This is a genomic window from Rhodanobacter glycinis, assembly GCF_006438785.1.
Lineage (GTDB): Bacteria > Pseudomonadota > Gammaproteobacteria > Xanthomonadales > Rhodanobacteraceae > Rhodanobacter > Rhodanobacter glycinis_A.
In genome coordinates this window covers 108,940-127,712 of the sequence record NZ_RCZB01000003.1, presented here as the reverse complement: position 1 = coordinate 127,712, position 18,773 = coordinate 108,940, and the positions used below count along the sequence as shown (strand labels likewise).

General features: G+C 65.6%; 16 protein-coding genes and 1 tRNA gene. 10 read left to right on the top strand and 7 right to left on the bottom strand.

Going from position 1 to position 18,773, the window contains the following annotated elements:
• Nucleotides 1-165 precede the first annotated feature (165 nt).
• The 4 genes from EAH75_RS11130 to EAH75_RS11115 all read left to right on the top strand — a co-directional run bounded on the left by EAH75_RS11130 (nucleotide 166) and on the right by EAH75_RS11115 (nucleotide 4,619).
• On the top strand, nucleotides 166-1,407 hold the full coding sequence (locus tag EAH75_RS11130; protein WP_240046139.1) for an efflux RND transporter periplasmic adaptor subunit: 1,242 nt from the start codon (nucleotides 166-168) through the stop codon (nucleotides 1,405-1,407).
• 62 nt (nucleotides 1,408-1,469) lie between these two features.
• Nucleotides 1,470-2,156 carry an ABC transporter ATP-binding protein gene (locus EAH75_RS11125; protein ID WP_140649342.1) on the top strand — a complete coding sequence of 229 codons (687 nt, stop codon included), beginning with the start codon at nucleotides 1,470-1,472 and terminating at the stop codon, nucleotides 2,154-2,156.
• A 10-nt stretch (nucleotides 2,157-2,166) separates the two neighbouring features.
• The gene (locus EAH75_RS11120; RefSeq protein ID WP_140805468.1) at nucleotides 2,167-3,333 is read left to right on the top strand and encodes an ABC transporter permease; all 1,167 of its coding nucleotides are present in this window, start codon (nucleotides 2,167-2,169) and stop codon (nucleotides 3,331-3,333) included.
• An 11-nt stretch (nucleotides 3,334-3,344) separates the two neighbouring features.
• Nucleotides 3,345-4,619, top strand: a complete 1,275-nt coding sequence (locus EAH75_RS11115) for an ABC transporter permease (RefSeq protein ID WP_140649346.1) — start codon at nucleotides 3,345-3,347, stop codon at nucleotides 4,617-4,619.
• A gap of 43 nt (nucleotides 4,620-4,662) precedes the next feature.
• Here the strand turns inward: EAH75_RS11115 and EAH75_RS11110 are convergent, their stop codons facing one another.
• The 3 genes from EAH75_RS11110 to EAH75_RS11100 form a co-directional block, all read right to left on the bottom strand.
• Nucleotides 4,663-6,051, bottom strand: a complete 1,389-nt coding sequence (locus EAH75_RS11110) for a short-chain fatty acid transporter (protein WP_140805876.1) — start codon at nucleotides 6,049-6,051, stop codon at nucleotides 4,663-4,665.
• 209 nt (nucleotides 6,052-6,260) lie between these two features.
• Nucleotides 6,261-7,181 carry a drug/metabolite exporter YedA gene (gene yedA / locus EAH75_RS11105; RefSeq protein ID WP_140649348.1) on the bottom strand — a complete coding sequence of 307 codons (921 nt, stop codon included), beginning with the start codon at nucleotides 7,179-7,181 and terminating at the stop codon, nucleotides 6,261-6,263.
• 107 nt (nucleotides 7,182-7,288) lie between these two features.
• The gene (locus EAH75_RS11100) at nucleotides 7,289-7,564 is read right to left on the bottom strand and encodes a hypothetical protein (protein WP_140649351.1); all 276 of its coding nucleotides are present in this window, start codon (nucleotides 7,562-7,564) and stop codon (nucleotides 7,289-7,291) included.
• 77 nt (nucleotides 7,565-7,641) lie between these two features.
• On the opposite strand from EAH75_RS11100, the gene EAH75_RS11095 reads away from it, so the two are divergent.
• Nucleotides 7,642-8,007, top strand: a complete 366-nt coding sequence (locus EAH75_RS11095) for a Rieske (2Fe-2S) protein (protein WP_140649353.1) — start codon at nucleotides 7,642-7,644, stop codon at nucleotides 8,005-8,007.
• Nucleotides 8,008-8,013: 6 nt separating this feature from the next.
• Here EAH75_RS11095 and tviB read toward each other — a convergent pair whose 3' ends face one another.
• The 4 genes from tviB to EAH75_RS11075 form a co-directional block, all read right to left on the bottom strand.
• Nucleotides 8,014-9,297 (bottom strand): Vi polysaccharide biosynthesis UDP-N-acetylglucosamine C-6 dehydrogenase TviB, encoded by a 1,284-nt coding sequence (gene tviB, locus EAH75_RS11090; RefSeq protein WP_170212212.1) that lies wholly within the window; start codon nucleotides 9,295-9,297, stop codon nucleotides 8,014-8,016.
• A 74-nt stretch (nucleotides 9,298-9,371) separates the two neighbouring features.
• Complete coding sequence (locus EAH75_RS11085; protein ID WP_140649690.1) at nucleotides 9,372-11,189, bottom strand: SLC13 family permease; 1,818 nt, start codon at nucleotides 11,187-11,189, stop codon at nucleotides 9,372-9,374.
• 354 nt (nucleotides 11,190-11,543) lie between these two features.
• On the bottom strand, nucleotides 11,544-12,272 hold the full coding sequence (trmB, locus tag EAH75_RS11080) for a tRNA (guanosine(46)-N7)-methyltransferase TrmB (protein ID WP_140649355.1): 729 nt from the start codon (nucleotides 12,270-12,272) through the stop codon (nucleotides 11,544-11,546).
• 107 nt (nucleotides 12,273-12,379) lie between these two features.
• Nucleotides 12,380-14,653, bottom strand: a complete 2,274-nt coding sequence (locus tag EAH75_RS11075; RefSeq protein WP_140805466.1) for a DUF6600 domain-containing protein — start codon at nucleotides 14,651-14,653, stop codon at nucleotides 12,380-12,382.
• A 313-nt stretch (nucleotides 14,654-14,966) separates the two neighbouring features.
• Between EAH75_RS11075 and EAH75_RS11070 the strand changes: the two genes are divergently transcribed.
• The 5 genes from EAH75_RS11070 to EAH75_RS11050 all read left to right on the top strand — a co-directional run bounded on the left by EAH75_RS11070 (nucleotide 14,967) and on the right by EAH75_RS11050 (nucleotide 18,744).
• A tRNA-Gly gene (locus tag EAH75_RS11070) sits at nucleotides 14,967-15,040 on the top strand.
• A 37-nt stretch (nucleotides 15,041-15,077) separates the two neighbouring features.
• The gene (locus tag EAH75_RS11065; RefSeq protein WP_140649359.1) at nucleotides 15,078-15,545 is read left to right on the top strand and encodes an ATP-dependent zinc protease family protein; all 468 of its coding nucleotides are present in this window, start codon (nucleotides 15,078-15,080) and stop codon (nucleotides 15,543-15,545) included.
• A gap of 10 nt (nucleotides 15,546-15,555) precedes the next feature.
• Complete coding sequence (gene rimK / locus EAH75_RS11060; RefSeq protein WP_140649361.1) at nucleotides 15,556-16,476, top strand: 30S ribosomal protein S6--L-glutamate ligase; 921 nt, start codon at nucleotides 15,556-15,558, stop codon at nucleotides 16,474-16,476.
• A gap of 314 nt (nucleotides 16,477-16,790) precedes the next feature.
• Nucleotides 16,791-17,477 (top strand): response regulator transcription factor, encoded by a 687-nt coding sequence (locus EAH75_RS11055; RefSeq protein WP_140649363.1) that lies wholly within the window; start codon nucleotides 16,791-16,793, stop codon nucleotides 17,475-17,477.
• The gene (locus tag EAH75_RS11050; protein WP_140649365.1) at nucleotides 17,461-18,744 is read left to right on the top strand and encodes a sensor histidine kinase; all 1,284 of its coding nucleotides are present in this window, start codon (nucleotides 17,461-17,463) and stop codon (nucleotides 18,742-18,744) included. Before EAH75_RS11055 ends, EAH75_RS11050 begins: the two co-directional genes overlap by 17 nt.
• Nucleotides 18,745-18,773: the final 29 nt, after the last annotated feature.

Sequence of the window (18,773 nt, the reverse complement as noted above, 5' to 3'; positions counted from 1 at the left end):
GGTACGCGGAAGGTTACTCTCTGCGCGGCGCCGCGAGAGGTACAGAAAAGCGGTCCGGATGACACTTGTCATCGACGATGGCTGATGCATAACCCTGATCGCGCTGCGGCCGATCCGTCAATCTTGCACCTATCGAGAAGCCGGCATGCCGGGCGGGGAACACGAGTGGACAACGCCGAACTGTTGAAGGAACTGCGCATCGAGCGCCACCAGCGCGAGGATCACGGCGGTGGTCCGGTCCGCTGGCCCTGGATCGCGGGAGGGGTGATCGTGGTGCTGGCGCTGCTCGGTGTGGCTGGCTGGATGCTGCTTGGCCATCGTGCGGTGGCGGTGCAGACGGCGACCGCCGTTGCGCCGACTTCCAGCAGCGAAGCCGGCGCAGTGCTGCAGGCGACCGGTTATGTCACCGCGCGGCGGCAGGCCACGGTATCGGCGCAGATCACCGGCACGCTGACTGCGGTGCTGATCGAGGAGGGCGATCACGTCAAGCAGGGTCAGGTGTTGGCGCGGCTGGACGACAGCGGCTACAAGGCCAACCTGGCGGCGGCGCAGGCGCAAGCCGACGCGGCCCATGCCTTGCTGGCACAGAACCGGGCACAGCTGGCGCAGAGCATCCACGATGCCGCGCGACTGCAGTCGCTGGTCGCCCGCGGGCTGGTGTCGAAACAGAGTGCCGAACAGGCGCAGACCCAGGTCAACAGCCTGCGCGCCCAACTCGGCTCACAGCTGCAACAAGCCAAGTCCGCCGACGCCCAGGCCAACGTGGCGAAAGTGAATTTCGACTACACCGTAGTGCGCGCGCCGTTCGGCGGCGTGGTCACCACCAAGGATGCCCAGGTCGGCGAGATCATCTCGCCGCTGTCCGCCGGCGGCGGCTTTACCCGCACCGGCGTGGGCACCATCGTCGACATGGATTCGCTGGAGATCGACGTCGACGTCAACGAGGCCTACATCGGACGGGTCAAGCCGGGCATGCCGGCCGAGGCCGTGCTGGACGCGTATCCCGACTGGAAGATTCCCGCCCACGTGGTCGCCATCGTGCCCACCGCCGATCGCGGCAAGGCGACGATCAAGGTGCGCGTGGCGCTTGAAAAGAAGGATGCGCGCGTGGTGCCCGACATGGGCGCGCGAGTATCGTTCCTGGAAGAGAAGCAGAGCGCCACCGCGCCACTCCCGCAAGGCGTGCTGGTGCCGGCGACGGCAATCGTGCAGCGTGAAGGCCACAGCGTGGTGTTCGTGATCGACGGCAGCCAGGTGCGTCAGCGCACGGTCAATCCGGCGACGCAGGCCTACGGTGAACTGCGCCTGTTGCCGGCCGCGGTGAAGCCGGGTGACAGCGTGGTGATTTCGCCATCGGCTGATCTGCATGATGGTTCGGCCGTCCAGATGAAAACCGCAACGCCGTAAGAAAGATTCTTTTGTAGCAGCGGCATCGGCCGCGACCGCCATGAAGCATTCGGAGAAACAGCATGGGCACACTGATCGATATCCAGAATCTCGCCAAGACCTACGAGCGCGGCAAGCAGAAGGTCGAGGTGCTGCATCACGTCAACCTGGCGATCGCCCAGGGCGACTTCCTGGCGTTGATGGGGCCGTCCGGCTCCGGCAAGACCACCTTGCTGAATCTGATTGGTGGCCTGGATACGCCGACGGCCGGCAGCATCACCGTAGGTGGCCAGCGCATCGACCAGCTCGGTGGTGGTGCACTGGCGAAGTGGCGGGCGTCGAATGTCGGCTTCATCTTCCAGTTCTACAACCTGATGCCGATGCTGTCGGCCCAGCGCAACGTGGAACTGCCGCTGCTGCTGACGAAGCTGTCGGCAGCACAACGCAGGAAAAATGCGGCCATCGCGTTGCAACTGGTCGGCCTTTCCGATCGCGCCAGCCACAAGCCGAGCGAGTTGTCCGGCGGCCAGCAGCAGCGCGTGGCGATTGCCCGCGCCATCGTTTCCGATCCCACGCTGCTGGTCTGCGACGAGCCGACCGGCGATCTCGATCGCCAGTCCGCGGAGGATGTGCTCGGGCTGTTGCAGCAGCTCAATCGCGAGCACGGCAAGACCATCGTGATGGTCACGCATGATCCGAAGGCGGCCGAATACGCCCGCCACACGCTGCATCTGGACAAGGGCACCCTGGTCGAACAGGCAACGGCGTGAGGACACAACGATGAAATACCTTCATCTGATCTGGGCGGCGCTGTTCCGGCGCAAGACCCGCACAATACTCACGCTGGTGTCGATCATTGCCGCGTTCCTGCTGTTCGGCATGCTCGATGCGGTACGCACCGGCTTCGACCAGGCCGGAAACAGCGCCAACGGCGCCGAGCGGCTGCAGACCGGTTCCCGGCTTTCCTTCATCCAGACCCTGCCGCAATCGCTGGAGGCGCAGATCGCGCAGGTGCCCGGCGTGAAGATGGTCACCTACGCCAACTGGTTCGGCGGCGCCTACCAGGATCCGCACAACCAGGTCTTCAGCTTCGCGGTCGAGCCGAATTACCTCGATCTCTACCCGGAGATGGAAGTGAGCGCGGCGGAGCGCAAGGCGTTCGACACCACCCGAACGGGCGCGCTGGTCGGCGAGAAACTGGCCCAGCGGTTCCACTGGAAGGTGGGCGACAAGATTCCGATGCAGTCGACGATCTTTCCCAACCGTGAAGGCAGCAAGAACTGGACGTTCGACATCGTCGGCATCCTGCACTCGAAGGACAAGAAGTCCGGCGGTTTCTACGACCAGATGTTCCTGCTCAACTGGAAGTACTTCGACGAGACCACGCCGTACAACCGCGGCCAGGTCGGCTGGTACGTCACGCGCGTCACCGACGTGAACCAGGCCGATCGGGTGGCCAAGGCGATCGATGCCATCTCGGCCAATTCGGACCACGAGACCCGCACGCAGACCGAGGCCGCGGCCACCGCCAGCTGGATGAAGCAGCTGGCCGATATCGGCCTGATCGTCACCTCGATCATGGGCGCGGTGTTCTTCACCCTGCTGCTGCTGTCGGGCAACACGATGATGCAGGCCGTGCGCGAGCGCACCTCCGAACTGGCGGTGCTGAAGACGATCGGCTTCTCCAGCCGCAGCGTGCTGGCGATGGTGCTGGCCGAGTCGGTGCTGCTGTTGCTGCTCGGCGGCGTGCTGGGTCTCGCGCTGGCGATGCTGGTGGTCGGTGGCGTGCATTCGGCGATGGGTGGTGCGATACCCATGGCGCCGGTGGATGCCGGTATCTGGCTGCATGGTGTGCTGTTGATGATCGCCGCCGGCCTGCTGGTCGGTGCTTTGCCTGCCATGCGCGCGATGCGTCTGAACATCGTCGACGCACTGGCTGGGCGCTGAGGAGAACGACCATGTTCCTGCATTCCCTGATGTTGTTTTTCTCTGCACTCACGGTGCTGTCGGTGGTGCTGCTCGCGATCTGGATGCTGCTCACCCGCCAGGGTCGGCAGGCCGTGTCGGTCACCGCGGTCGGCATCAGCACGCTGCGGCAGCGGCTTGGCATGTCCTCCGTGATCGTGATCGGCATCGCCGGCGTGGTGGCGGTGCTGGTGGCGCTTCTGGCGATGAGCGATGGCTACCGCGAGACGCTGAGCAAGACCGGCAGCGCCGACACCGCCATCGTGATGCGTGGTGCGTCCGCCTCCGAGGTGATGTCGGTGCTCGACCATGACAGCGTGACCTTGATCCCGCAGACCGCCGGCATCGCCAAGGACGCGAAGGGCCAGCCGATTGCCTCGCCCGAGCTGGTGGTGGCCGCGAACCTGCCGATCAAGGGCGGCCAGCCCGACGAAGAGGGCAGCGTGCAATTGCGTGGCGTCAGCGATCAGGCCTGGGCGGTGCGACCGAACCTGAAGATCGTCGACGGCCGCAAGTTCACTCCCGGCATGCGCGAGCTGATCGTCGGCAAGGGCGCGGCGCGGCAGTTCGCCGGGCTGGAACCGGGCCACGAGATCCGTCTCGGCAGCCAGCTGTGGACGGTGGTGGGCGTGTTCGCCTCCGGCGACTCGATGGATTCGGAAGTGTGGGGCGATGCCGGCGTGGTGGCCGACACTTACCGTCGCGGCAGCAGCCGCGCGTCGGTCACCGTGAAGCTGGCCGACCCCGCCGCGTTCGATGCGTTCAAGGCGACGCTGGAAGCGAATCCGCAACTGAAGGTCGACGTCAGCACCACGCTCGACTATTTCAGCAAGCAGTCCGAAGGCATGAGCAGCTTCCTCACCATCATCGGCATCGTGGTCGGCTCGATCATGGCGATCGGTGCGATCTTCGGCGCGCTCAACTGCATGTTCGCCGCAGTCGCGGCACGGGCGCGCGAGATTGCCACGTTGCGGGCGATCGGTTTCCGCGGACTGCCGGTGGTGGTGGCGGTGATGCTGGAAACCATGCTGCTGGCCCTGCTCGGCGGCCTGATCGGTGGCTTGCTGGCGTGGCTGGTGTTCAACGGTTACAGCGCGTCCACGCTGGCCGCCGGCTCGGTTGGCAAGCTCAGCTTCGAGCTGCGGGTTTCCGCCCAGCTGCTGTGGGTCGGACTGCTGTGGGCGCTCACCATCGGCTTCATCGGCGGGCTGTTTCCCGCGGTTCGCGCGGCGCGGCTGCCGGTGACCACGGCGTTGCGCGAACTGTAGCGTCGATCGGCGGGAGCGCATGCGTGCGCTCCCGCCGTGTCATCTACGGCATCACCGGCGGCACGTAATCCAGCGTCATCCCGAGCAGCCACAGCATGCCCAGCACCAGCGGCACGTGCACCACCAGCTGCATGAAGGTGTAGCCGACCACGTCGCGCGCCTTCAGTCCCAGCACGCCCAGCAGCGGCAGCATCCAGAACGGGTTGATCAGGTTCGGCAACGCCTCGGCTGCGTTGTACACCTGCACCGCCCAGCCCAGATGCACGTGCAGGTCGTTTGCGGCCTGCATCACGTACGGTGCCTCGACCAGCCACTTGCCGCCACCGGACGGCACGAAGAAACCGAGCACGGCCGAGTACGCGCCCATCACGGCCGGGAAACTGTCGGTGGTGGCGACATGCACGAACAGGTTCGACAGCCGGTGCGCCAGCGTCACGCCGCCGCTGCCGGGTACTTGCGTGAGCAGGGCGGCGATGCCGCCGTACAGCGGAAACTGGATCAGCACGCCGGACGTGCTGGGCACCGCGCGACTCACTGCATCGAGGAAGCTGCGTGGACGCCAATGCAGCAGGATGCCCAGCGTGAGAAACAGGAAGTTGTAGGTATTGAGGTTGGCGATCGCACTGATCGCCGGCTTGCTGGCGAACTCGTGGCCGAGCCAGCCCAGGCCCAGCAGGCCGATCGCCAGCGACAGCAGCGGGCTGTATTCCAGCCATTCGCCGGGGCGCGTGCGCGGCGGCAGCGCCGGCGTCGAGGTCTCGCCCACATCGAAATCCTGCGCGGTGCGTGCGCGAGCATCCGACGGCGCGGTGGTCCAGCAGATCAGCAGCGACACCGCGATCAGCACCGCGGTCAGCACGAACGACTGCCACAGGAAGATCGTCTCGCTGAAAGGCAGCACGCCGGTGATCGCCAGCAGGCCCGGCGGCATGCTGGCCGGATTTGCCTGCAACTGCGCCGCCGATGACGACAGCCCCATCGCCCAGATGGCGCCAAGGCCGAGATAGGCCGCAGCACCGGCAGCGCGGTAATCCATGCGCAGGTCGCTGCGCCGTGCCAGCGCGCGCACCAGCAACCCACCGAACACCAGCGAGAAGCCCCAGCTCAGCAGCGATGCCAGCATGCTGACCAGCGCCACGTAGACGATCGCGCCGCGGCCCGTGCGCGGCGCGTGCGCCAGCACGTCGATGAAGCGCGCGACTACTGGTGCAGTCGCCAGCACGTAACCGCCGATCACCACGAACGCCATCTGCATGGTGAACGGGATCAGGCTCCAGAAGCCGTCACCGAATGCGTTCACCGCTGCCGTGGGCGTGGCGCCGAACGCGAGTGCGGCCAATGCCACGATGATCACGCCGAGCGCGGCAAAGACCCAGGCATCGGGAAACCAGCGTTCCGACCATGCCGCGCTGCGCAGTGCCGCGCGTGCCATCCATCCGTCCCGCGATGCGTTCATGCTGCTCTCCACCGGTGATCGCGACATCGTCGCGCCCCACCGGCCGCACGAGCAAGCCGACCAAGGTCGATCCGGGCGAGGGGTCGCCTCTCTGGGGGGCTTCAGCCGCGATGCTCTTGATCAAGACATCGCGACTGAAGTCGCTCCCACGACCGTAGGAGGTCCCCCTGTGGGCAAGAGCAGCGCTATGAAACTTTCCGCTTCAGCTTCGCCAGCGTGATCACCGCCACGCCGAACAGGATGATCGCCATGCCGGTGAGATCGTATGGGCCGACATGTTCGCCGGCCAGCAACACGCCGAACAGCACGGCCACCGGCGGGTTCACGTAGGCGTAGCTGGTCGCCAGCGCAGGACGGGCGTGCTTGAGCACATACAGGTACGCGCTGAACGCAATGATCGAACCGAACACGGCCAGGTAGACCACCGCCAGCGTGGCGCGAATCGTGGGATGCGAGGGCAGGTGCTCGCCCGTGGCAAAGCCGACCAGCAGCAGGGCGACGCTGGCGCAGAGCATCTGCGCGGCCGTGTTCATCGGCCCCGGCGGCATTTCCCGACGCCGGCTCCATGCCGAGCCGAAGGCCCAGCACATCGCCGCGACCAGCAGCGCCAGCGCACCGAGGCGCGAACCGGACAGGCTGCTGCCCAGGTTGAGCACGATCACGCCGGCAAAGCCGATGGCCAGGCCGATGCTCTCGCGCCGGTTCGGCCACTCGCCGTACATGCCGGAGAACAGCGCGGCGAACAGCGGCATGCTGGCCACCGCCACGGCGGCGATGCCGGAACTCACCCGCTCTTCGGCGAAACACACCAGCCCGTTGCCGAAGCCAAGCAACAGCAAGCCTGTGAAGGCGGCATTGCGCCATTGCAGCGGGGTCGGCGAGGCCATCCCGCGCCAGCGCAGGAAGCCGTACAACACCACGCCGGCGCACAGGAAGCGCACGCCGGCCAGCAGGAACGGCGGGTAGCTTTCCAGCGCATAGCGGATGCCCAAATAGGTCGAGCCCCAGATCACGTACAACGCGAGCAGCGCCAGCGGAATCAGCAAGCGGGGATCGGTCAGGCTGCGCGGCGATGCAGCCGCGGCAACGGGAGAGATATCGGACATGGGGGCAGATCAGATGGGGGATTGCGCATTATCCGCAAGGCGGCCTGGCTTGTCCCGATGAATGAGCGCGTCATGAACGCACCGATGGATGTGCCGCTATCCTGCGATCAGTGTGGAACAGGGCGACCCTGCTGGATCACCACGAACTCGCCTTCCAGCACGGTCGGCTGATGGGCGGCGTTCGGCACGGCGGACGCCGCCGGCGCGCGGCTGTGCTTCCACTGACGCACGGCCAGCACGATGCCGCCGCCAACCAGCAGCACACCTGCCACCACCAGTCCGAATATCAGCAGCACGCCGATCAGCGCCACGCCCAGCAGCAGCGACAGGGCACGGGCCAGCGGATGACGGGAACGACGCATGGAGAGCATGGAGAAGTACATGTGTTAAAAATCCGTGTGGTAAAATCAACGACTTACGCCGCAACCATGGGGCTGTCCAGCCCCCGAGGCAAGTGCCGATGGATACAGTTACCCCGGTCGAACCTCTGGACGAACAGGCGCTATGCCGGCTGGACGAGATTCCCGATGGCGGCGCCACTGCGGTCGACGCAATGCTTGCCGATGGAGTGGAGAGCGTGATCCTGTTGCGGCATGGCGAGCAGGTGGATGGCTACCTCAACGTCTGTCCGCACGCCGGCCGACGGCTGGACTATGCGCCCGGCAAGTTCCTGCTGAAGAACGGCACCCTGATCTGCGCCGTGCATGGCGCCACCTTCAACCGGACCGACGGTCTGTGCGTCGCCGGGCCGTGCCGCGGCGAGCACCTGAGCCCGGTGGCGGTGCGCGTGCAAGGCAGTGCGATCCATCTCGCGGACGATGCCTGAGCCGACTCACAGGCGGCCGTCGGCGACATCCCGCTGCAGCATGTTCTTGATGTCGAAGATGGCGCAGGACTCGCGGCCGAACTGGCGGATTGCCTCGCTGCCCAGCTGGGTAAACCTCTCGTGTGCCACAGCGAGCACGACAGCGTCGTAGACGCCTTGCTCGACCTGCGCAATGGGCGTGATGCCGAGCTTATGGGTGGCTTCGTCGGCATCGGCCCACGGATCGTGGACGTCGACTTCGGCGTGCGCGGCCTGCAGTTCGCGCACGATCTCCACCACGCGCGTGTTGCGCAGATCGGGGCAATCCTCCTTGAAGGTAAGGCCCAGCACGAGGATGCGCGAGCCGACCACGTGGATGCGCTTGTTCGCCATCAGCCGGATCACCTGGTGGGCAACGTACAGACCCATGCGGCTGTTGATGCGACGTGCGGCGAGGATCAGTTCCGGGTGATAGCCCAGCACGGTGGCCTTGTGCGTGAGGTAGTACGGATCGACTCCGATGCAATGACCACCGACCAGGCCCGGCTTGAATGGCAGGAAGTTCCACTTGGTGCCGGCGGCGGCCAGCACGTCGTGGGTGTCGATGCCCATCGCGTTGAAGATCATCGCCAGCTCGTTGACGAGCGCGATGTTGACGTCGCGCTGGGTGTTCTCGATGACCTTGGCCGCCTCGGCCACCTTGATGCTGGAGGCCTTGTGGGTGCCGGCGGTGATGATGCGCCGGTACAGCGCATCGATGAAGTCGGCCGCCTCGGGCGTGGAGCCAGAGGTGATCTTGGTGATCGTCGGCAGCCGGTGCTGGCGGTCGCCGGGGTTGATGCGTTCGGGGCTGTAGCCGCAATAGAAGTCGTGGTTGAAGCGCAACCCGGAAACCTGTTCCAGCACCGGTACGCAGATTTCCTCGGTGGTGCCGGGATACACCGTGGACTCGTAAATCACGATGTCGCCGCGCTTGAGCACCGTGCCGATGCTGGTGCTGGCGCTCTCCAGCGGACTCAGGTCGGGCCGGTTGGCCTCGTCGACGGGCGTGGGCACGGTGACGATGAAGACGTTGCAGCCGGCGAGGTCGCCGATGTCGGTGCTGAAGCGCAGGTGGCTGGCAGCGGCAAGTTCTTCGGGCGGCGTTTCCATGGTGTGATCGCGACCCGCGCGCAGCTCATCGACGCGGGTGGCATGGATGTCGAAACCGACGGTGTCGAAGTGCCTGCCGAATTCCACCGCCAGCGGCAGGCCGACGTAGCCGAGGCCGACGATCGCGATTTTCGTGGAGGACAACGTGGGGTTCTGCATGGGTCGGTTCCGGAACTTGCTGCCGCGAATGGAGCGGGCGCCAGTCTAAAGGCCTGCGCGAATCGTGTATCGGCTCAATGGAACATCAGATTGATCGCGATCAGGGTCACCACCAGTACCAGCACGGTGAGCGGGGCGCCGACGCGCAGAAAATCCTTGCCCTTGTAGCCGCCGGGGCCGGTGACCATCATCAGCGCCGGGTGGCCGGAACTGAGCAGGAAGGTGTTGGATGACGACACCGCGACGATCAGCGCGTAGGCCGACGGGTTGCCGCCGGTGGCGACGGCGACGCTGATGGCGATCGGCACCATCATCACGGTGGCGCCGACGTTGGACATCACCTGCGAGAACAGCAGGGTGAGGATGGCCAGGGACGCTTGCAGTACCCACGGCGATGCGCCACCCAGATGCTGCAGCACGATCTGAGCGATCCATGCGGCGGTGCCGGTGGCGTCCATCGACCAGCCCAGCGGGATCAGGCAGGCGGTCACGAAGATCGTCTTCCAGTTGATCGCCTTGTACGCCTCGTCCATGTTCAGCACGCCGGACAGCAGCATGCCGATCGCGCCGGTCATCATTGCTACCGACAGATCGAGGTTGGTAAACAGCGCCAGGCACTTCGCCAGCACGAAGAAGCCGACCGCCTGCCAGATCTTGCCGGGGCGCTGCTCTTCTTTCGGGATGTCGGTGACGACGACGAGATCCTTGTCTTCCGAGGCCAGTGCCAGATCACGCCAGTTGCTGTGCAGTACCACGGTATCGCCAGCGCGCAGGCTGACCCCGCGTACATCGTCGCGAAATACCTGTTCGCCACGGGTTACCGCCAGCACCGAGATGCCGAAGCGCTTGCGCAGGCGCAGCTCGCCCACGGTCTGCTTGATGAAGCGCGAGCTGGGCGGAATCACCACTTCGGAAATGCCGGCCCGGGTCGGGTTGAACAGTTCGCCGAGCTGGCGCATGCGCGGCGACAGCCGGCACAACTGGTTGTTGGCGAACTGGGCCAACTGCTCGCGCGGGCCAAGCACGCCCAGGATCGAGCCGACCCAGATCACGTGATCGGCCGGCGGCGCCATGCGCGCATCGCTGCCACTCTTGATCGCCAGGATCAGCGGCGCGTCGTGCAGCTGCTCCACCTCGCCGATGCTCATGCCGACCAGCGGGCTTTCCGCGGTGACGGTGAGCTCGGCGGTCTCGCCGCCGATGCCATAGGTTTCGGCGAAGTAGCTCTCGGTGCGGCCGGGCGTGACCTTCAGCCGTTCGTCCTCGTGACCGGGCAGCAGCTTGCGGCCGAACAGGTAGAAATACAGCACGCCCACCAGCGCCAGCGTCAGGCCGACCGGGGTCACGCTGAACAGTCCGAACTTCGGGATCGTATGCGCGCCCGGCGGCAGGTTCACGTTGGCGCTGGCGATCAGATCGTTCAGCACGATCAGCGGTGAGTTCGCGATCAGCGTGGTGTTGGTCGCGGTGAGAATGCAGAACGCCATCGGCAGCAGCAACCGCGACAGCGGCACGCCGGTGCGCGCGGACAGGCGGCTGCTGACCGGAATCATCAGCGCAGCCAGCGCCTGACTCGGGATCACCGCACTGAACAGGCTGGCGACCAGGTTGATCACCACGCCCAGGCGCGACTCCATGCCGCGCGCCATGCGCATCACGAAGTGCGCGGTGAGGTTGAGCACGCCGGCGCGGTCGAGCCCCTCGCCCATGATCATGATCGCGATGATCGCGATCACCGCGTTGCCGGCGAAGCCGTTGAACACGCGCTCGGACGGAATCAGCCCGGTCAGGCCGATCACCACCACCACCAGCAGCGCAACCATGTCGGCGCGGATCCACTCCAGCACCAGCATCAGCATGGTGAAGCCCACCAGCCCGAGTACCAGGATCATTTCGGGGGTGAGCGAGAGTCCCACTAGCTGACGTCCCGCAAGGGCAACTGGCAATGGTGGATACGGCGGGGCAGTGGAAGCTTCACGCTGCGTCGATTCGTCCCTGGTGGATGGTCTGAGTATAAGCGGCCCGGCCCAAGGGCTGGTGAACCGCGGCGCTATTGCAGTGAACTACTGCGAGGTTTGAGCTTGCCCTGACTCCATCTCCCTGTGGAGAGAGCGGCGGTATGAGCGGCATGCTGGCCGCAGTATTTCTACTTGCACTGGCTCGTTCCAGGCGCGCGTGCATGACATCCCGCGAGTACCCACTCCCCAGTTGCCTTTTCCCAGAGGAGCGAAGGGATATCAACGCGCTCAAGCCTTGCGGTACAGCAGGTCCCACACCCCATGACCCAGCTTCAACCCGCGCCGTTCGAAATGGGTCTCGATGCGCCACTCGGGTTTCTCGGCGTACTGGCCGGGGCCGAGCTGGTTGCGCCAGTCGGGTGCGGCCTCCATCACCTCGAGCATGTGCTCGGCGTACGCCTGCCAGTCGGTGGCCAGATGCAGCAGGCCGTTGGGCGCCATGCGCGACGCCAGCAGGGCGACAAATGCGGGCTGGATCAGCCGGCGCTTGTTGTGGCGTTTCTTGTGCCACGGATCGGGGAACCAGATGCGCACTTCCGCCAGCGAGCCGGGGGCAATTTCGTGTTCGAGCACTTCCACGGCATCGTGCTTGTACAGCCGCACGTTGCCGGCATCGCGCGCGGCCAGCGTGTTCATCAGGCGTCCCACGCCGGGACCGTGCACTTCGACGCCGATGAAGTCGCGCGCCAGGTCGTGCTCACTTGCCCAGGCCAGTGCCTCGCCGTTGCCGAAACCGACCTCCAGCACCAGCGGCGCCCGACGACCGAAGTTCGCGGCGAAGTCATGCGGCATGCCGCCAGGGCTGCTGACGAAGTCGATGCCGAAGCGCGACCACAACGTGTCGAACGCGCGCTGCTGCGCCGGCGTCAAGCGACCCTCGCGCAGCACGAAGCTGCGGATACGGCGCATGTATTCCGGTGCGGTGTCGTCGTGGTCGGGGGCGTCGGTCTTGGGCATGCGCGCATTGTAGCGGCTGGCATCGACAGTGCCGATGCGAGGAGCTGCAATCCACCGCGACTTTCCACTGCACGCAGGGGATGGTCGCGGTGGATTGCAGGTATGCCTCAACGCTGCTGCGCGTCGTCTCTCACTCGTGGCGCGGATTTTTGCGCGGGTCGCGATTCACTGCGTTGCGGACGGGGCGTTTCGGCGCGCGGCTGCGCCGGTTGGTAGTGCGGCTGCTGAAAGGTCGGTTGCTTCGGTTCATTGCGCGTCGGTGCGGGCATTGGCCGTGGCTGTTCGTGAACGTAGCTGCGCGGGGCGGGCTCGGCGCGCTGGAAGCGAGGCTCGTCGGCGTTGCGTGTCGGTGCGGTTGGCATCGGCGAGTCCTGCCGCATCGCGCGGTTGGACTGGAAGTGCTGGAAACGTTCGTTGCCAGCTGGCACGTCCCGGTTGCCCGGACCTTGATCGGCACGCTGGATCTGCGGCACTTGCGGCAGCGTCGAGTTGTCGCGGTAAGCGGGACGTGACCGGCTTTCGTCGGCACCGGAAATGTAGCTGACGCCCGGGCGCGGTATCGATTCGCGAGGGTCGGCGCTATCGCGGCCGCGCGGATGGACGAAGCGCGCCGAGGGCAGGGCGGCGGCATTGCGCGCATCGGTGCGATTGTCGTTGTGCGTTTCCGTCGGCGTACCTGCGGTGATGCGGGTGATGGCAGGAAGCTGCTGCGGTGTGCCGGAGGACCGGCGTCGATCATCGCCGGCAATGCGATCACTACCCGCGCGATCGGCCGGGAAGGGGCGGGTACCGCGATCACGGTTGTCGCGCGGATTCAGCACGCGGATGTTGGATCCGGGCATGCCGGCGCGTGGCGAGTCGGCCAGATGGCTGCCGCGCCCGGGGCCGCGTGCGTCCTGCGCCACATCGTGCGCCATCACTGGCGGCGCGTGGCGCGCCACCACTTCGCGATCGAATCCACCGGCCGGCAGGTTGCGCACACGCGGGTTGCGCGATGGCTGTGCGCCACCCGCGATCGGGCGCAGCTTGTTGGCATCGCGCGAGACCAGCGGGGCAGTGGCGAGTTGGCGCTGATCGACCTGCACCAGGTTGCGCTGTACATGCCGGCCACCGGCAAAGGTGTTGCCCGGTACGGCGGTGAAGCCGCGCGGCGCATCGCGGTTGACGTAGCGGTCGCCGCGCGACGGCGTGCCGTTGCGGTATCGGTTGTAGTGGTCGTCGATGTCGGCGCGGCGGTCATCTCCGCGGCGCCCGCGCATATTGCGGATGTTGACATTGGTGTAACAGCTGCGGCCGCAGCGGTACCACGGGTTGTAGATGTCGCCAGGGCCGAGCGGGAACCAGCCCACCGGGCCACCACCGATGCCGACCGACCAGCCACCGCCACCGACAAACGCGACCAGTGCCGGCGCATAGATCGAGCGCATGCCGCGCGGTCCCGGAATCCAGCCCCAGCCGCGGTGCGTGTAGGCCCAGCGACCGTAGTGATAAGGCGCGAAACCCCACGGCGAATCATCCACCCAGGTCCAGCCCCACGGCGCGATGTACGCCCAATGACCGTCGCGATACGGCGCCCAGTCGGCGGCGACCCGGGTCGGGTACCACACTGCACCGTAGTCGCTGGTGTCCTGCCAGTCGCCGTACTGATCCAGATCCTGATATCCGACCACGTCGTCCGACACATACTGGCTGCTGTTCGACTGCGCATAGCGGCGGTCGCGCTCGCTGGACCATGCATCGAACGCATCGCCACCGTCGATGTCGCTGATCGCCACGGCAGCGAGGCTGGAATCGACGAAGCGATAGCTGCGGCCGGGATTGATCGTGCGCTGCGCATTGTCTTCGCCATATACGGTGGCGCCGCCGTCGAATGCGGTGACCTGGGTGCCGCCGCCGTTGTCGTCGATGTCCACCCGGAACGTGCCGGGCTGATCGATGATCAGCGCCACGGTCGGCGTGTCGATTTCGTAGCTCTGGCCAGCATCGAGATGGCGCACGGTGACGTTGAGCGTGCCCTGGGTCAGTTCGATCTGGGTCAGCTGGTCATTCAGGTCGAGCAGGCCGAAGTCGGTCTGGCCGTCCATGCGCAGGGTGCCACCGCCCAGCTCCAGTTCGGCGCGGGCATCGCGGCCGGTGGACAACCGATCGCCGCGGGTCAGTGGGCGGTTGACGCTGGCGTCGCTCCAGTCCTTTGCGCCGGCCGGCAGGAAGCCGAGATCGCCGGAGATGTACGACAACCGCGCCACCCGACTCGGCGGGTCGGCGCTGTCGTTGGCAGCGGACTGCGCCTGGGCCAGGCCGGCGGCTGCGCACAGCAGCAAGATCGCCAGCAATCGCCAGCTGCCGCGCGATGGAGTGAGGAATTCGGCGAGCACACGCATGTGATGTTCCCCCTGGGTAAGCGCGATGTGTCCTCGCGCGATGCGTTCATCCGATTCGCCAGCCGACTCTGCAGCATGGTGGCGATGACGATCCGATTATGCGCACATCAAAAGTTAGGCCAATCTTAGTTTTGGCCGCCCGCGCGGCGGGCGATTCAGCTGGCCGCCATCTGTGATTCATGCGGCGTTGGGTCAGTGATCGCGTCCCTCTTTACTGGCACATGCCGGAGCGGCAGCCGGTTCTGCGCGGCGAAACTTCGCGGCGGCCGGCTTTCCAACGGCGCGCATCACGCGTTACCATCCGCCGGCCAAGGCGGGTGTAGCTCAATGGTAGAGCTGTAGCTTCCCAAGCTACTGACGAGGGTTCGATTCCCTTCACCCGCTCCATTCCCCGCCGCATCGATCCGAGCTATCCCGAAACCCTATGGCGGATCTGATCACCGCGGGCCTGATTACATTGGGTTGGCGCGAGCGTCTGGCGTTGCCGCAACTGGGTATCGGCCTGCTCAAGGCCAAGCTCGACACCGGTGCCCGCAGCAGCGCGTTGCATGTCGACACCCTGGAAGAGTTTCATCGCGATGGCGCGACCTGGCTGCGCTTCACCATGCATGTCGGCCGGCGCCAGCCAGTGGAAGTGTGCTGCGAGGCGCCGGCGCTGGACCGGCGCACGGTGACCGACACCGGCGGGCGCCGCACTGAGCGCTGGTTCATCCGCAGCGAAGTACAACTGGCCGGGCGGCATTTCAGTGTCGACATCAATCTGACCGATCGCCGGCATATGCTGTTTCCGATGTTGCTGGGCCGCAGTGCCCTGAGCGGGCGGTTTGCAGTGGATCCGGCGCGTTCCTATACCCAGTCACGGCCGCTGACGGTGGCCACGGATCCCTCATGACGGCCACTGCATGAAGATTGCCATTCTGTCGCGCAATACCCGCCTTTATTCCACCAAGCGGCTGGTCGAGGCCGCGCGTGAGCGTGGCCACGTGGTGCGCGTGCTCGACCCGCTACGATGCTATGTGCGTATCGCGCCGGGTGCAGTGGCGATCCGTTACAAGGGCAAGGAAGTGCGCGACATCGACGCGGTGATTCCGCGCATCGGAACCACCAGCACCTTCTACGGTACCGCCGTGCTTCGCCAGCTGGAGATGATGGGCGTGTACACGCCGAACCCGTCCGATGCGGTGCTGCGCGCGCGCGACAAGTTGCGCTGCCTGCAGATCCTTGCCGCGCAGGGCATCGACATGCCGATCACGGTATTCGGCGACAACCCCGACGACACTGCCGACGTGCTGGCCCTGCTCGGCGATCCGCCGCATGTGATCAAGCTCAACGAGGGCAGCCAGGGCACCGGCGTGGTGCTGGCCGAAAAGCGCAGTGCGTCGCAAAGCGTGATCGAGGCGTTTCGCGGCCTGTACGCCAACTTCCTGGTGCAGGAGTTCATCGCCGAGGCCAAGGGCAGCGACCTGCGCTGTTTCGTGGTCGGCAACAAGGTGGTGGCGGCGATGCAGCGCGATGCCAGTCCGGGTGAGTTTCGCGCCAACCTTCACCGCGGCGGCAGCGCGATGGCGGCGACCTTGAGCGTGGAGGAAAAGCGCATCGCCGTGCAGGCGGCTGGTGCACTCGGCTTGGGCATCGCCGGCGTGGATCTGCTGCGCTCCAATCGTGGACCGTTGCTGCTTGAAGTGAACGCCTCGCCTGGCCTGGAAGGCATCGAGGCAGCCACGGGCGTCGATGTGGCCGGAGCCATCATGGACCTGCTGCAGGCCCAGGCGAGCGATTCGCCTGTCGAGCCGCGAGCACGCCGCAAGCCGACAAAGGCTTGAGCCCTGGGTGCCCGCGCCCACGTTGACCGCCTGGTGAGAACGGGTTAACCCCATCGTAACCACAGACCCCCTATAAAGCAGGCACTGTTATTTGCGTGGACAGCTGGCCGGTAGGGCCCGGTGACGGCAGACGATGGTATCGGGGCAGTAGTTTGGGCCCAGGTGGGCGACGGCAAGTCGTGCATCTGGGCCTTTTTCTTGCCTGTGCGACACCCTCATTCAGTTTCACGGCGCGGCCGGCGCGCCGCGTTCACACAAGATTGTTAAGCTTGCAACCACAGTCGGCCCGTGCGCCGGCTGCGCAGGAGTGACCCATGCGCGTACTGGTGATTGAAGACAACAGCGATATCGCGACCAACATCGGCGATTATCTGGAAGACCGCGGCAACGTGGTCGATTTCGCGGGCGACGGCGTAACCGGCCTGCACCTGGCGGTAGTGCACGACTTCGACGTGATCGTGCTGGATCTCACGCTGCCTGGCATGGACGGCCTGGAAGTGGCCCGCAAGTTGCGCCACGAGGCGCACAAGCAGACCCCGATCCTGATGCTGACCGCACGCGATGCGCTGGAGCAAAAGCTGACCGGCTTCGAGTCCGGCGCCGACGACTACATGACCAAGCCGTTCGCGCTGCAGGAACTGGCCGCGCGACTGGAAGTGCTGGCGCGCCGCGGCAAGGGTCCGCAGAGCCGCGTGCTGAAAGTGGCCGACCTTACCTTCAACCTCGACACGCTCACGGTGAACCGTGAGGGCAAGTCGATCCAGCTCAATCCGATCGGCCTGAAGCTGCTGCAGGCACTGATGGAAGCGAGCCCATCGGTGGTCACCCGGCAGGATCTGGAACAGCGCGTGTGGGGCGAGGAGCTGCCCGACAGCGATTCCCTGCGCGTGCATATCCACGGCCTGCGCGCCGCCATCGACAAACCGTTCGAGAAGCCGCTGATTCATACGCGGCACGGCATTGGCTATCGGATGGTCGAGCCGGATGCAGTCCAGGCGTAAGCTTCGCTTTCGATTGATCGTCTCCTTCGCGCTGTTCGGCTTCGGCCTCAGCGCGTTGTTTGCTGTGGCCGCGCTGAACATTCGCGCCAAGGTGGAGGACCAACTGGTCACCGCCAGCCTGCAGGACGAGGTCGACAACCTCAATGCGCAAGTGCTTGCAGATCGCACGCAGATTCCGCATTTCAATATCGTCAAGGCGTGGACGTGGAGTGACCGCACGATCTACAAGGCCCCGTTGAACTGGCAGCAATTGGCGACCGGCGTCCACGACATCACTGAAACCGATGCAAATGGCCAGACCAAGCGTTACAAGCTGGCCGTGCGACGGCAGGGCGGGGTGATCAATTTCCTTCGCTACGATGTGTCACGCGACGAACTGGGCAAACAACAGTTGTTGATCAGTGTGATCGCTGCGGTGTTTCTGTTCGGCCTGCTTTCTCTGGTGCTGGGCATGTGGTTGTCGCGCAAGGTGCTCAAGCCGGTCAGCGATCTGGCCAATCGGCTGCGCGACTACCGCAAGGCCGGCAAGGCCGAGCCGCTGGCGCCGCATTTTGCCGATGACGAGGTGGGTGAACTGGCTCACGTGCTGGACGAATATTCGGCACGGCTCACCGCGATGGTCGAGCGTGATCGCGAGTTCAACTCCGACGTCAGCCACGAGTTGCGCACGCCATTGGCGGTAATCGCCAGCACCACCGAACTTTTGCAGGGTTCGCCCGATCTCACCGAGAAGATCAGCGAGCGGCTGAAACGGATCGAACGCGCCTCGCGTCAGGCCACCGAATTGATCGAGGCACTGCTGCTGCTGTCTCGCGCCGAGCGGCGTGGCCCGACTCGCGGTGAAACCACCGAAGTCGGCAAGGTCGCCGCCGACGTGATCGAGAGCCAGCGTCCGCAGATGCGCGGCAAGCCGCTGACCATCGAGCTGAGCGTGAACGAACCGGTCAGTGTCAATGCCCCTGCTTCGGTGCTGTCGGTGGCGCTGACCAACCTGATCGGCAACGCGATCAAGTACACCCTTGAAGGCAACGTGCGAGTCGAAGTAGGTGCCGGCCGCATCGAGGTGATCGATACCGGCCCCGGGATCAAGCCCGAAGACGCCGAGCGATTGTTCCAGCGCGGTGTGCGTGGCGAAGGCGCCGGAGGCAGCGGTGCGGGCCTCGGCCTGGCGATCGTGCGCCGGTTGTGCGAACTGTATGGCTGGGATGTGTCGATGCGCCCGCGCAGCGATGCGAATGGTGCGATCGCCAGCATCAAGTTCAGTTGACGTCTGTCCGAAATCGATAAACGAAAACG

What these genes read in the sequence shown, in the direction of transcription:
- EAH75_RS11125 (WP_140649342.1), top strand. Translation starts at nt 1,470, where the DNA reads ATGGGCACACTGATCGATATCCAGAATCTCGCCAAGACCTACGAGCGC.
- EAH75_RS11120 (WP_140805468.1), top strand. Translation starts at nt 2,167, where the DNA reads ATGAAATACCTTCATCTGATCTGGGCGGCGCTGTTCCGGCGCAAGACC.
- EAH75_RS11115 (WP_140649346.1), top strand. Translation starts at nt 3,345, where the DNA reads ATGTTCCTGCATTCCCTGATGTTGTTTTTCTCTGCACTCACGGTGCTG.
- EAH75_RS11110 (WP_140805876.1), bottom strand. Translation starts at nt 6,051, where the DNA reads ATGGCACGCGCGGCACTGCGCAGCGCGGCATGGTCGGAACGCTGGTTT.
- yedA (WP_140649348.1), bottom strand. Translation starts at nt 7,181, where the DNA reads ATGTCCGATATCTCTCCCGTTGCCGCGGCTGCATCGCCGCGCAGCCTG.
- EAH75_RS11100 (WP_140649351.1), bottom strand. Translation starts at nt 7,564, where the DNA reads ATGTACTTCTCCATGCTCTCCATGCGTCGTTCCCGTCATCCGCTGGCC.
- EAH75_RS11095 (WP_140649353.1), top strand. Translation starts at nt 7,642, where the DNA reads ATGGATACAGTTACCCCGGTCGAACCTCTGGACGAACAGGCGCTATGC.
- tviB (WP_170212212.1), bottom strand. Translation starts at nt 9,297, where the DNA reads ATGCAGAACCCCACGTTGTCCTCCACGAAAATCGCGATCGTCGGCCTC.
- EAH75_RS11085 (WP_140649690.1), bottom strand. Translation starts at nt 11,189, where the DNA reads ATGATCCTGGTACTCGGGCTGGTGGGCTTCACCATGCTGATGCTGGTG.
- trmB (WP_140649355.1), bottom strand. Translation starts at nt 12,272, where the DNA reads ATGCCCAAGACCGACGCCCCCGACCACGACGACACCGCACCGGAATAC.
- EAH75_RS11075 (WP_140805466.1), bottom strand. Translation starts at nt 14,653, where the DNA reads ATGCGTGTGCTCGCCGAATTCCTCACTCCATCGCGCGGCAGCTGGCGA.
- EAH75_RS11065 (WP_140649359.1), top strand. Translation starts at nt 15,078, where the DNA reads ATGGCGGATCTGATCACCGCGGGCCTGATTACATTGGGTTGGCGCGAG.
- rimK (WP_140649361.1), top strand. Translation starts at nt 15,556, where the DNA reads ATGAAGATTGCCATTCTGTCGCGCAATACCCGCCTTTATTCCACCAAG.
- EAH75_RS11055 (WP_140649363.1), top strand. Translation starts at nt 16,791, where the DNA reads ATGCGCGTACTGGTGATTGAAGACAACAGCGATATCGCGACCAACATC.
- EAH75_RS11050 (WP_140649365.1), top strand. Translation starts at nt 17,461, where the DNA reads ATGCAGTCCAGGCGTAAGCTTCGCTTTCGATTGATCGTCTCCTTCGCG.